Below are 13198 nucleotides of genomic sequence, written 5' to 3' on the forward strand. Positions count from 1 at the left end.
TGTCCTCGCTAGTTGTCTTTATCGAAATAATGAGTTACCAGCTTGCTTTTTTGACGCCAGGAATCAAGCCTTGGTGAGCCAATTCACGGAAACGAATCCGAGACATGCCAAATTTACGCATGTAGCCACGTGGGCGCCCATCTGTTTGATCGCGGAGTTTTAAGCGACTTGGATGAGCATCTTTTGGCAATTTGCTAAGACCTTCATAATCGCCAGCTTCTTTTAAGGCTTGGCGAATAGGCGCATATTTTGCAATCATTGCTTGTTGTTTTTTTGCTTTAGCAATTTTTGATTTTTTAGCCATAAGGCACTTCCTTTCTTTTTGGATTTATAAAATCTAAATCGTAATGGTTACGATTTGAACGGAAGTATACTATCAGGTGTTGCGTTGTTTGTCAAGTGAGAATTTCGTTTTTTTTAGGACTTGCTAAGTTGAGAAGTTAGAAATGTTTGTTTTAGCGCTGTTTTGTAGTATCTTTTAAGAAAGAGTAAAAAGGAGTGAAGATGGCAATGGTAGAACGTTTGACGATTATTCGTGGTGTGGAAAAATTTGAATTACAAACGAAAACAGCGCACTGGGTGTTAGCAAAAGAAGAGGGATATTCGCCAGTTCAAATGCTCGTTTCGGCAATTGGCGCTTGTGGGGGGTACGTGTATCAATCCGTTTTGGAAAATTCGCACATTCCCTTTGAGTTTGAAAAAATAGAAGTCACGTATTCAAGAGAAGTAGAGAGACGCGCACAACCATTAAAACAGGTGACGATTCTCTTTTATGTGACTGTTCCAGAAGCCTTTCAAGAACGGGCGACACGGTGTTTGAAGCTTGTCTCCCCAAATTGTCCAGTGATTCAATCATTGGCTGAAAGAATTACTGTCGAAGAAACAGTTGTCTTTAAAAAGTAAACTATTAGAGACATTATCGTTACGAGCGCTTTTCCCTTTTTGGATGCCTCGTTTCTGAGAATGTCTTTTTTTAGTAGGAGTGTGGGGAAATAGCTGTAGAAACAGGAAATTTTTAATTCATTTGTACAAAATAATACAGACAAAAAACAGATAGTGTTTTTTTCACAAATAAAAAGGTTGCTTTTTTTTCTGTTTTAGTAGATGATGTAAGTAGTTACATCTCTGATATAACGCTGTTTTTCGAAACGTGTGTTATTTTTTGATTCGTAATAGTTTTTTTAAATCGTTTCACAGAATTACTTTAATTGTTATACAGTTTTTTTAGTTGTTATAGTTTGTTTGTCGGCCTTTAGGAGGTAATCATGATTGAGTTAGTGAATGTGTCGAAAGTCTATCAAGAGACACACGCGTTAAAAAATATTCACTTTTCTGTCCAACCAGGAGAAATCGTTGGGATTGTTGGGAAAAGTGGCTCTGGCAAGTCCACGTTGTTACGTTTGTTGAATTTAATGGAACAACCGAGTGAAGGGGAGATTCGTATTGATGGCAGAAATGTTCAAACCTTCTCTAAAAAAGAAGTTCGCCAGCAGCAACAACAAATGGGGATGGTGTTTCAGCATTACAATTTGTTAGAAAATTTGAAAATTTATGATAATGTTGCGTTGCCTTTGAAACTTTTAAAAGAGAAACAGCCTGAAAAAATTGAGCGTTTATTAACGTTTGTTGATATGGCCCATAAGGCAGAAGCGTATCCTGCTCAGCTTTCTGGTGGGGAAAAACAGCGTGTCTCTATTGCTCGAGCGTTGAGCCGTAATCCAAAATGGTTATTATGTGACGAGGCAACGAGTTCATTAGATGAAGAAAATACAGAAAGTGTCGTTCGACTATTACATAAGACGCATCAGGAATTCCGACCGACTATTTTCTTTGTCAGTCACGAATTAGAAACCGTGAAGCGCTTATGTAATCGTATCTTAGTGATGGAAAAAGGTCAGTTAATTGGCGAATTTCTGAATAATCCTCAGCAATATGAGGAAGAACCGCTTTCCTATTTAGAAAAAGTGGAAAGGAGTTTGCGTCCATGACTTTTTCAGAAACCTTTGCCGAATATTGGCCATCTATGCTGGTGGGTTTAAAAGAAACAGGGATTATGATGTCGATTTCGATGGCTATCTGTTTGCTTGTCGGCTTGCCTTTAGGCTTAGGACTATTTTTGGCTAATCCGAAAGTCAAAGGGCATCAACCTTGGCTGTACTGGGTTTTAAATTTCATTGTAACTGTTATTCGCTCGTTTCCTTATTTATTATTTGTGATTGCGTTGATTCCAGTCACTCGTTCTGTTTTAGGAAAGGCGTTTGGCCCAATTCCTTCCTCTGTGCCATTGAGTATTGTTGCGATCGCGATTTTTGCTCGCTTGGTTGAACAAGTGCTGTTGGATGTTCCAGAAGAAATTTATTTTTTAGCTAATTCGTTAGGTACCTCGAAAGTCCAATACATTTGGCACTTTTTATTGGTGGAAGCACGTAGCGGATTAGTCCTTGCTTACACAACCACGACAGTGAGTATGGTTTCATATTCCACGGTGATGGGTGTTGTTGGTGGCGGCGGGATTGGCGATTTTGCAGTTCGTGTCGGGTATCAACGGTATGAATACGGTATTATGTATGTTGCCATTGTGATTATGATTGCACTGGTCTTCATTTTACAAATGCTTGGGAACTTCATTGCCCAAAAACTAGACAAAAGAAAGTAGGAGGACAAAAGAATGAAGAAGTTTTATTTAGCAACATTCGCTGTTATTGCAACAGTCATTTTAGCTGCCTGTGGGGGAAATAAACAAGCAGATCAGAAAAAAGACAAGGAGATTACCGTTGCCGTGCAATTGGAATCTTCAAAAGATATCTTGGAAATTGCCAAGAAAGAAGCTGAGAAAAAAGGGTACAAAATTAACATTATGGAAGTGAGCGACAATGTTGCCTACAACGATGCCGTGCAACATGACGAAGCGGATGCCAATTTTGCCCAACATGAACCATTTATGGAAATGTTTAACAAAGAGAAAAAAGCTGATTTAGTGGCTGTGCAACCGATTTATTATTTTGCTGGTGGTTTCTATTCAAAAGAATACCAAGATGCGAAAGATTTACCTGAAAATGCCAAAGTGGGGATTCCTAGCGATCCAACCAATGAAGGCCGTGCTTTAGCAATTTTAAATGCAAACGGCGTGATTAAATTAAAAGAAGGTGTCGGCTTTAACGGCACGGTGGCAGATGTCGTGGAAAATCCTAAAAACATTACTTTTGAAAGCATTGATTTACTGAATTTAGCTAAAGCCTATGATGAAAAAGACATTGCTATGGTGTTCTGCTACCCAGCCTACTTAGAACCTGCTGGTTTAACAACGAAAGATGCGATCTTGTTAGAAGATGAAGAAGCAAGTAAACATTACGCATTACAAGTTGTGACACGTAAAGGCGAAAAAGATAGCGAAAAGATCAAGGTTTTAAAAGAAGCGATGACAACAAAAGAAGTTGCTGAATACATCAAGAAAAATTCTAAAGGTGCCAATATTCCTGCGTTTTAATGAATAGAAAAAATGAAGCCTCTTTTTTGAGAAGCTTCATTTTTTTCTTTTCCTTGATTTATAGTATAGTTAATAGGAAGGAGGTGCCGGTGTGGTCGAATTATTTATTTTAATGATGGAACGGGTGGGCTTAATTATTTTACTGGCCTTTCTTTTAGTGAATGTGCCTTATTTTAAGCGTGTTTTATTAAGTCGTGAAAAAATGTCTTCAAAAGTTCAGTTGATTTTGATTTTTGGTTTATTTGCTATTATTTCTAATTTTACAGGTATCGAAATCGCTAAGAATCAGATTGTTCCCAATAATTTACTAACCTATTTAAGCAGCAATGCTTCCATTGCGAATACGCGTACGTTAGTAATTGGCGTTTCTGGATTAGTAGGTGGTCCGATTGTCGGCAGTACGGTTGGTTTAATTGCTGGCTTTCATCGGGTTATTCAAGGCGGGGGGCATAGTTTCTTTTATGTGCCTGCTTCTTTAATTGTTGGCTTAATTGCCGGTTTTTTAGGGAGCCGCATGGCAAAGCAAACCGTTTTTCCGTCTGCCGGCTTTTCTGCCATTGTCGGAGCGTGTATGGAAATGATTCAAATGATTTTTATTTTCTTTTTCAGCGGTGATCTAGCGGATGGGGCCACGTTGGTTCGTTTTATTGCGCTGCCGATGATTTTGTTAAATAGCGTAGGAACGTTTATTTTTATGTCGATTCTAACAACGACATTGAAACAAGAAGAGCAGGCCAAAGCGGTTCAGACGCACGATGTTTTGGAATTAGCAGCGGAAACACTGCCATATTTTCGAGAAGGCCTCAATAAAAATTCCAGCAAAAAAGTTGCGGAGATTATTAAGCATTATACAAAAGTCAGTGCGATTAGCATGACAAACAGTCATCAAATTTTAGCTCATGTTGGCGCAGGAAGCGATCATCATATTCCAGAGCTAGAAGTCATCACGGAGCTTTCTCGGGAAGTGTTACGGACGGGCCAAATGACCATCGCGCATGCCAAAGAAGAAGTTGGTTGTTCGGACCCTAATTGTCCGTTGCAAGCGGCGATTGTGATTCCATTATTTTCCCATCAGCAAATTGTTGGCACCTTAAAAATGTACTTTACGGATCCAGCGCAATTAACACATGTCGAGGAACAGTTAGCAGAAGGTCTTGGGACAATTTTTTCTTCACAAATTGAATTAGGGGAAGCGGAAGTACAATCAAAATTACTTAAAGAAGCTGAAATTAAATCCTTGCAAGCGCAAGTGAACCCGCATTTCTTCTTTAATGCCATCAATACTATTTCCGCATTAATGCGGAAAGACAGTGAAAAAGCGCGGAAACTATTGCTCCAATTAAGCAAATACTTTCGAGGCAACTTGCAGGGAGCCGTGCAAACTACGATCCCAGTTTCACAAGAACTAGAACAAGTAAAAGCCTATTTGTCATTAGAACAAGCACGGTTTCCGAATCGTTATCAAGTAACATTTGACGTGGAAGAAGCGGTTGCTTCAGAAAAAGTACCGCCGTATGCGATTCAGGTGTTAGTGGAAAATACCATCAAGCATGCATTTGGCAGCCGGAAGGAGAACAATCAAGTCCGGGTAGTGGTCAAAGCAAAACAACACAAATTACATGTGGATGTGTATGACAATGGGCAAGGGATTCCCGAAGAACGCCGCTTGTTATTAGGAAAGACGACAGTGGCTTCGGAAAAAGGCACCGGCACGGCACTGGAAAACTTGTCCCGCAGAATGGCGAACCTTTATGGATCAGAAGGTTGTTTTTTAATTGAAAATTTAGAGACAGGCGGGAGCCATGTTCATTTAGAAATCCCGATGGAACAGGAGGAATTAGATGCACGTATTAATCGTTGATGATGAGCCCTTAGCACGAGAAGAATTGAGTTATCTTGTTTCCCAACATCCGCAAGTGACGAGCGTTGCAGAAGCGGATTCTGTGGTGGAGGCAATGGAAGAGATGATGGATCAAAAGCCAGATTTGTTATTTTTAGATATTCATTTGACTGATGAAAGCGGGTTTGATTTAGCGGAAAAATTAACCCATCTTAAAAAAGCGCCCTACTTGGTCTTTGCAACCGCCTATGATCAATATGCGTTAAAGGCCTTTCAAGTGAATGCAAAAGATTATATTTTGAAACCTTTTGAAGAAGAAAAGATAACACAAGTCATTGAAAAAGCATCGAAAGAAATGGCTCAAGCTGTCCCAGAAAACACTGCTGAAAAAGAACCGAAATCTGAAGCAATACCTATTCAAGGGGAAGACCGCATTTATCTTGTGGCGCCAGAAGATATTTACCTCGTTTCTGTCGAAGAACGGCAACTGAGCATTTTTGTAGATCAACAGGTCTACAAGATGACAGGGACCCTCAACAGTATTGAACAAAAATTACCTGCCGCGCTCTTTATTAAAACGCACCGAAGTTTCATCTTGAATCGAACAAAAATTCAAGAAATCCAGCCGTGGTTTAATAACACGTTGCAAGTAATTTTAACCAACGGCTCAAAAGTACCTGTTAGCCGTTCATACGTCAAAGAATTTAAAGAAAAACTTGGCTTAAGTTAAAAAATCACCACTTGAAATGTCGAATGCATTTCAAGTGGTGATTTTTGCATTTGGTGAAGAAATTCTGGCATTTCATGAAAAAAAGCCCTTAAAAAAACGTTTTCTTTATATACTTAACCCATAGAAAACAGACAAAAGGGAGCGAAGAAGCATGGAAAAGAAAGTATATTCATTTTTACAACAAGCAGCAGTTTTTGCCATTATTATGTTAATCGCCAACGGCTTGGCGTTCATTTCTCCAATACCAATGCCTGCTTCAGTAATTGGCATGGTGTTATTGTTCATTGGTTTATGTACAAAAGTTGTTAAATTGGAGCAAGTGGAAGGGCTAGGTAATAGCTTATCAACGGTTATTACATTTTTATTTGTTCCTTCAGGGATTTCCTTAGTTAATTCTTTAGGGATTATGCAACAATTTGGCGTTCAAATTGTTTTTGTTATTTTAGTAGCGACACTAGCGTTACTAGCAACGACTGGTTGGACGGGCGCCTTTTTATTGCATATGAAAGATGCTCGAAAAGAAAAAGAACCCGCAGCAACGAAGAAAGCGAAAGGAGAGGTTCGCGCATGAATCCGTATGTTGGCATTATTATTTCATTAGCTGTATTTGGCATAGGTACTTGGTTGTTTAAAAAAAGTAAAGGTTTCTTCTTATTTACGCCATTATTCGTTGCGATGATTTTAGGCGTTGTCGTTTTAAAAGTAACAGGAATTAGTTACGAGCAATACAATGAAGGTGGCAAATATATCAGCTTCTTTCTAGAGCCTGCGACAGTAGCGTTTGCGATTCCTTTATATAAAAAGAGAGACGTGTTGAAAAAATATTGGTTAGAAATTTTAACGGCGTTAACAATTGGTTCTTTTGGTTCGCTAGTGGCTGTTTATTTTGCAGGAAAAGTGATTGGCATGGATAATCATTTAGTGGCCTCAATCTTACCACAAGCAGCTACAACAGCGATTGCCGTACCTATTTCTCAAACTGTTGGCGGCATTGCTTCTATTACGGCGTTTACCGTAATCTTCAATGGTGTACTAACCTATGCCTTGGGTCGAATTGCATTGAAATGGTTTAAGATTAACAATCCAATCGCCAAAGGTTTAGCTTTAGGTGCGGCCGGACATGCCCTAGGTGTGGCAGTTGGCATGGAAATGGGTGAAACAGAGGCTGCTATGGCTAGTATTTCTGTCGTAGTGGTTGGTGTAGTTACTGTTTTAGTGGTTCCTTTCTTTGCAACGGTCATTGGTCTATAAAAAGTGGGCTTCCCCACTTTTTATGAGTAGCTAATTTCTATCAACTAACAGTCTCTGCTTATTCTGTGAATGCTAGTTATCACTAATCCGCAGGCTCGGAGTTAAAATGAGTGTAAAAAAGCCAACCTTATCCATAGTAAGGTTGGCTTTTGTGTTGTTTACAGGATTTTTTGAATATAGATAGGGCGCACGGAAGGATTGACTAGTCTTTTTATAGAATGGTTGCTCCTAAAGTTTGTTTAAAGTGGCGTAACGCCCATTCGTGTCCTTGTTCATCAAAACTAGCAACGGCGCGTTCAGGAATCATTAATTGATAGCCTAAATTATAGGCATCGACAGCCGTATGCAACACGCAAATATCTGTACAAACACCAGTTAAACAAAGCTCTGTAATTCCTCGTTCTCGTAACCGAATGTCCAAATCCGTGCCACTAAAAGCAGAATAGTGCCGTTTGTCCATCCAATAAACGGTTGCCTCATTTTTGTGAGCTTGATAAAAATCAGCTAGCGAGCCAAACAGATTACGCCCGTCAGTTCCTAAGACATTGTGGGGCGGGAAAAGTTTGTTTTCAGGATGATAGTGATCTAGGGGATCATGCCCATCAATGGCAAAAACCACAAAATCGCCATTGTCAAAATAGTGCTTTGTTTGTTGAACAAGGGCCGTTTCAATGGCTTGTCCAGCGGCACCAGTGGTTAGTTTTCCGTCTGTGGCGACAAAATCATTCGTATAATCAATGGAAATCAGAGCTTTCATTTGGCAACCTCCTAAAGGTTAAAGTCATTTTGTTCATTTTACAGCTTTTAAGAGGGCATTTCAAATGATAAAAGTACATCAAATTCTAAAAAAGCTGTTTCAAAATAAACGCTTTGGCTAAAAAACATGCTATAATTTTGCTACAAATTAAAGCAGGTGAATAGAGTGAAAAGAAAAATCGTACGTTTTATCCTTTGGTTGTTAGGAATCCTTGTGGTTATTTGCTTAGGTGTGTTTCTCGCCTTTCAATTATCCCCTAAGCCAGGCGCTTGGGTCATCAACCAGTTATTCGCAGGCGAAGTTGAAATAAAAGATTCAGCTTCCTATGATAAAGCATTGCCCAATGTCCAATTGCAAGAAAATCAAACATACCCTTCTTCAAGAAAAAAGAATACCTTTGATTTGTATTATCCCCAAGCGTCAAAACAAGCGGTACCAGTCGTTTTATGGGTCCATGGTGGTGGCTATGTGGGAGGAGATAAGTCTGGGATGAAAGAGTTTGCGACACGTTTAGTGGCTGATTCCTCAGTTGCCTTTATTTCAATGAATTATGAATTAGCACCAGACGCACCTTATCCAAGCCAGCTCCAGCAGGTCGATGAACTTGTTCAATTTTTATTAGAAAAGAAACAAGCGTATCCCATGTTAGATTTATCTAAGCTTTTTATTGGCGGGGACAGTGCGGGTGCCCAGATTGCTCTACAATATGCAACAGTTCAAACCAATACCAACTATGCCAAAGAATTAGGTATGACTGCAGCGTTGCCAGCTAACCATTTAAAAGGTACACTCTCGTATTGTGGTCCGGTGGATTTGAAACAAATGGCCAACCAACAAAGTGATAATCGTTTTATGAAATTTTTCGTTAAAACAGTGGCTTGGTCCTTGCTCGGCACTAAAGACTGGCAGACGAGTGCAGAACTGCAAGAAGTGAGTTTAGTGGATAAAGTCACCAAAGAATTTCCCCCGACGTATCTAACAGATGGCAATAGTTTTTCATTCCAAGAGCAAGGACTAGCCTTGGTTCAGCGGTTAAAAACTTTAAATGTTCCAGTTTCAGCTCTCTTTTTCAAAGATAAGAAAGCAACGATCACCCACGAATATCAATTCGACTATCAAACAAAAGAAGCTAAACAATGTTACCAAGAAACAGTCCAGTTTGTGAATACGTATAAATAAACAGAGGCCTTAGAAATATTTCTAAGGCCTCTGTTTATTTATTTTTGTCATTTTTTTAGCTGGGAAATATGTATAAATTAAACAAAAATGTTTATTTAATGATGTTTACATGAGAAAAAATCCGTGCTATACTACGAACTCGTTTGTTAATTTTAATGTTAAAAAACAACGTTTTTGTTATTTTTGTGAACAAATTAACATTTTATCTTACAGAAAATAGCAAAAAATTCGTTTAGTTAACAAAAAGAAAATTAAAAAATAAATTTTTTTTTTGAAATTAAGAAAATATCTTTAAAAAAATCAGAAGAAAACTTCGTATACTTGAGCCATAGGTTGGTTGTGGAAAGTTTACTTCGAGGGAGGAGTGATGAAGTTAATGAAAAAGAAAATCGCTGTTTTATTGGCAACTTGTTTACTTGTACAACCGTTTTTATCTGTTTCAGCGTGGGCGATTGAAGAGGAGCAACAAACGGAACGTACGCAGACACAGCCAAAAACAGCAGAAACCAGTACAAGTGAAGCAACAAAAGAAAGCAGCGCACATTCTGCAGAACAGTCATCAATGACGGAATCTAGTGCTATCACAGAAAAAGTAACCACCTCTTCCACAGAAACAAAACCAAGCGAAGAGCAGAAGCAAATCACCTTGACCTTTGAAACAACGGATCAAGCTTTGTTTCTAAATGATGCCAAAAGTTATCAAGTGGTAAAAGAAAAAAATCAGCCACTTCGGACAGAAGAATTACCAAAATGGGCGAATAATGAGGAAAATGCGACTTTCGTTGGCTGGTCTTATCAAGGAAAAACATATACAAATGAAGAACTTCTTCAATTAGAGTTTTCAGAAGATACACAACTTACGGCTGTCTTTAAACAGAAACTGACACGCATGGCCAGAGCTATCTCAGTTGATCAGTCCATTGCGGACACAATTGCTCCTGCAGATAAAACAAAAGTGATTGTTGTGCCAAGTCCAGCAGGAGATGGAGCAGCGTACAAAGAATATGCATCGACAGAGGCTGGCTTGAAAGAAGCCTTGTTTGATTTGTATCAACAGGGAAACAATGGCGATTTCACTCTTTATATAGGAAACAATATTACGACGAGTGCGGCGACCACCGCTAAAGTGATTCCTGACACCGTTACGGCAAGTAATATGACTTTTTACGCCTTGCAAGGCAAGGTCAATCATTTAGTGATTACTGGAAACAGCGCAGATCCGATTAGTATGGATCAAACGGCGCCAACGGGTTCTAAGACGTTAGGATTTAATCAAAATATCTTTTTTGGCTCAAACATCACTTTGAGAAATCTAAACTATACAGGTACGAATATGTATTTAAATGGTTACAGTTTGAACTTGAATGGCGGCTCTAGTGGAAACGGTCTGACCGTATACGGTGGAACGGATACAGGAGATGTTTCAGGAAACCCAACTTTAACAGTAAATAGTACAGGTACAGGGACATGGAATTTCTATGGCGGAAACCAAAATGGTGGTAATTTAGCTGGAAATCCTACGATTGTTATTAACAATACACGGAGCGGACTAAATACATTAAGTGGGGGCGCCAATATTGGGACAGTGACTGGGAATACTTCATTGGTTGTCAATGATTCTGGTGGCAGAATTGCTTCAATTTATGGGGGAGGTTATGGAACCAACGCAACCAACACAGCGAATGTTACTGGTAACGTCTCAACAAAGGTTGCAATTACGAATGCTGCTACAGGTTTCCAACTAAGTACGTATTATGGCGGTGTTCAATACGGAAATATTGGTGGAAAAGTAACAAACGATATTTCTGGATATGGCCGTTGGTATACAGCGGGACAACGTTTTATTGGTGGCTCTTCCCGCGGCGATATAGGAACGAATCGTGCGACTGATGGAATTACTACAAATTTAAATACACAGTTGTATAGTGCGGGTCGTGCAGATTTTGAAGGAGGCAACCAATATTCTGGAACGATCATCGGAAATATTACGAATGTGGTTACAGCAGGAACGAATACCGCTGGTGGTATTAATGATTTTAACGGCGGTGCTGGTAACAATGTTTCGAAATTTAACAAGAGTCAAATTGGGGCCTCAAATGAAGCAACGTATGATGCTTATACACCACAGCAAAGAGCAGAATTAGCCAAATCGGCAGCAGCTTTTAAAGTTTTCGGAAATATTTCTTCTAAATTAGTCAGCGGTTCGTTTAATAATGGTGCAATTTATTCAACTGCAGCTGGCCGCGGCGGCTATATTGAAGGAAATACAACAATTGAAGTGGGAACAGCGAATGGTGATGGGTCTTTAGGTGGCGATGGTATGGCTTATTCAGGCGCAAAACCGACAAGCTTAGATTATTCAACGACCAATAAAAGTCGTGGGTATAATTCAGGTTGGGATATTGTTGGTGGCGGCGGCTATCCTGCTAGTAATGATACTTGGGATATCTATATAAAAGGAGATACTAAGACTGTTTTAAATAATACCATTGCTCGCTGGACATATGGTGGCTCTTTTTCAGGTGTTGTTGAAGGCAATACTTCTAACACATTGAATGGCGGGATTGCTGACACATTAGAAGGAACAGGCTATCAAGCAGCTCGAGTTTATGGAAACGGTCAAACAATTGTTAATAATGGCCAAGTCGATTGGTTTCTTTCAGGCGGTGGCTGGAATGATGCCAAAAATGTTGGGAATGTCGGCGTAACGGTTTATGAAGGAGTAATTAATGCTTCGATGGGCGCTTCTTATGGAGCAAGCGGTGGCCATACAATTACTGGTAATTCAGACAATCGCATCTACGGAGGAAATTTCTCAGGAACTCCTCGGACAGGCGCGAACGGTTTTTCAGGTGGTATTACCAATGCGGGCTCACTTCTTGGAAATGCCAAACTCTTAATTGATTTAAGAAACTACAACGGAGAGTTTAAGTTGCCTGGTAATACCTACATTACTGGTGGTCGGCCCTATGGTCAAAATACGACACTAGGAACGGATGAATCAAACACAATTACTTTAAATATTTTCACTAAAACAGGTGTGGAATCTCTAAATGGGGCCAGCATTTACGGTGATGGTGGAACCAATGCTGCGTATACCAAGAACGGCAAGATTACAATGAATATTCAAGCAGCGGGTTCTAGTATTGGAAATTTATATGCAACACAGTATTCCAATATCAGTGGCGGAAAAATTTTACGTGATGTTACCGCAAATGTTCAAGGTGCAGTTAGTATTAACGGTTTATCCGGTGGTTCATCAACAGATAATTTTACTAATGCAATTGTGAATGCTAGTTCAAATAAAGTGGCCTTTAACTTTGGGACTAACGTTGACGGCACCAATAACTATCAAACAGAACCACTAAATGCGACAGGCTTAGGCGTTGTCAACTTTACGGAATTGAATGTCACCAATGGCATTAAATTAATGGCTAATGGTGGGAACATCAAAAATGGCGTTTCTGCTACTGCCGCGAACCACAGTACGACTTACAATGAATTCGGATCAATTCATCTATCTAAAAACGCTGGAATTGGGATCACCAACACAGCCAATTTAATTTCAGCTAGCAAACTAACGGTTCAGGATCATGCAACATTAGAAACAATTCCTGGTACAGGTAAGGTAAACATTGCGGATTTTGAAGCCGTCGATCCAACAAAAGATGAACTTTTATGGATTAAACCAACGACAGATACAACTGCTTTGGTGGATAGCACAGGGACTTGGTTTGGAAATGTCAAAGCCTATCAGGTCTTAACGATTAATCCAACGGTCAATAATGCTACAAAACTTACGCCAACAACGTTTCATGGGATTGAAAAAGCGACTGGAAAAACATTTATTGGCGATAACGATGTGACCAAGGGTGCCAATGGCTATGGGATAGCAATTCCTGGCTCTATCATCGATTATGAAGTGGAAAACCCTGGAATTGTGGCAGGTGCAGG

General features: G+C 39.5%; 12 protein-coding genes. 10 read left to right on the top strand and 2 right to left on the bottom strand.

The window, feature by feature from the left end; translation table 11 throughout:
- Positions 1–34 precede the first annotated feature (34 nt).
- On the bottom strand, positions 35–304 hold the full coding sequence (gene rpsN, locus HMPREF2810_RS04325) for a 30S ribosomal protein S14 (protein ID WP_002354822.1): 270 nt from the start codon (positions 302–304) through the stop codon (positions 35–37).
- A 200-nt stretch (positions 305–504) separates the two neighbouring features.
- Between rpsN and HMPREF2810_RS04330 the strand changes: the two genes are divergently transcribed.
- The 8 genes from HMPREF2810_RS04330 to lrgB all read left to right on the top strand — a co-directional run bounded on the left by HMPREF2810_RS04330 (position 505) and on the right by lrgB (position 7308).
- Positions 505–903 carry an OsmC family protein gene (locus HMPREF2810_RS04330; protein ID WP_002383183.1) on the top strand — a complete coding sequence of 133 codons (399 nt, stop codon included), beginning with the start codon at positions 505–507 and terminating at the stop codon, positions 901–903.
- 362 nt (positions 904–1265) lie between these two features.
- The gene (locus HMPREF2810_RS04335; protein WP_002354824.1) at positions 1266–1988 is read left to right on the top strand and encodes a metal ABC transporter ATP-binding protein EmtA; all 723 of its coding nucleotides are present in this window, start codon (positions 1266–1268) and stop codon (positions 1986–1988) included.
- Positions 1985–2656 (top strand): metal ABC transporter permease EmtB, encoded by a 672-nt coding sequence (locus HMPREF2810_RS04340; RefSeq protein ID WP_002368484.1) that lies wholly within the window; start codon positions 1985–1987, stop codon positions 2654–2656. Before HMPREF2810_RS04335 ends, HMPREF2810_RS04340 begins: the two co-directional genes overlap by 4 nt.
- A gap of 12 nt (positions 2657–2668) precedes the next feature.
- Positions 2669–3487 carry a metal family ABC transporter substrate-binding protein EmtC gene (locus HMPREF2810_RS04345; protein WP_002383186.1) on the top strand — a complete coding sequence of 273 codons (819 nt, stop codon included), beginning with the start codon at positions 2669–2671 and terminating at the stop codon, positions 3485–3487.
- A 91-nt stretch (positions 3488–3578) separates the two neighbouring features.
- Positions 3579–5348 carry a sensor histidine kinase gene (locus HMPREF2810_RS04350; RefSeq protein WP_010715482.1) on the top strand — a complete coding sequence of 590 codons (1770 nt, stop codon included), beginning with the start codon at positions 3579–3581 and terminating at the stop codon, positions 5346–5348.
- Positions 5329–6057: a LytR/AlgR family response regulator transcription factor gene (locus HMPREF2810_RS04355; RefSeq protein WP_002383188.1), complete on the top strand. Its 729-nt coding sequence runs from the start codon at positions 5329–5331 to the stop codon at positions 6055–6057. The genes HMPREF2810_RS04350 and HMPREF2810_RS04355 overlap by 20 nt, the downstream gene beginning before the upstream one ends.
- A 151-nt stretch (positions 6058–6208) precedes the next feature.
- The gene (gene lrgA, locus HMPREF2810_RS04360) at positions 6209–6628 is read left to right on the top strand and encodes an antiholin-like murein hydrolase modulator LrgA (protein WP_002354829.1); all 420 of its coding nucleotides are present in this window, start codon (positions 6209–6211) and stop codon (positions 6626–6628) included.
- Complete coding sequence (lrgB, locus tag HMPREF2810_RS04365) at positions 6625–7308, top strand: antiholin-like protein LrgB (protein WP_002354830.1); 684 nt, start codon at positions 6625–6627, stop codon at positions 7306–7308. Before lrgA ends, lrgB begins: the two co-directional genes overlap by 4 nt.
- A gap of 211 nt (positions 7309–7519) precedes the next feature.
- Here lrgB and HMPREF2810_RS04370 read toward each other — a convergent pair whose 3' ends face one another.
- Entirely contained in the window at positions 7520–8065 is a 546-nt protein-coding gene (locus tag HMPREF2810_RS04370; RefSeq protein ID WP_002383189.1) for a cysteine hydrolase family protein, read from the bottom strand.
- 165 nt (positions 8066–8230) lie between these two features.
- On the opposite strand from HMPREF2810_RS04370, the gene HMPREF2810_RS04375 reads away from it, so the two are divergent.
- Both HMPREF2810_RS04375 and HMPREF2810_RS04380 read left to right on the top strand, forming a co-directional pair.
- Complete coding sequence (locus HMPREF2810_RS04375; RefSeq protein ID WP_002383190.1) at positions 8231–9244, top strand: alpha/beta hydrolase; 1014 nt, start codon at positions 8231–8233, stop codon at positions 9242–9244.
- A gap of 367 nt (positions 9245–9611) precedes the next feature.
- The coding region (locus HMPREF2810_RS04380; RefSeq protein ID WP_256278730.1) for a beta strand repeat-containing protein at positions 9612–13198 on the top strand (3587 nt) is incomplete at its 3' end.

This window comes from Enterococcus sp. HMSC078F03 (assembly GCF_001811595.1).
Classification (GTDB): Bacteria; Bacillota; Bacilli; order Lactobacillales; family Enterococcaceae; genus Enterococcus; species Enterococcus faecalis.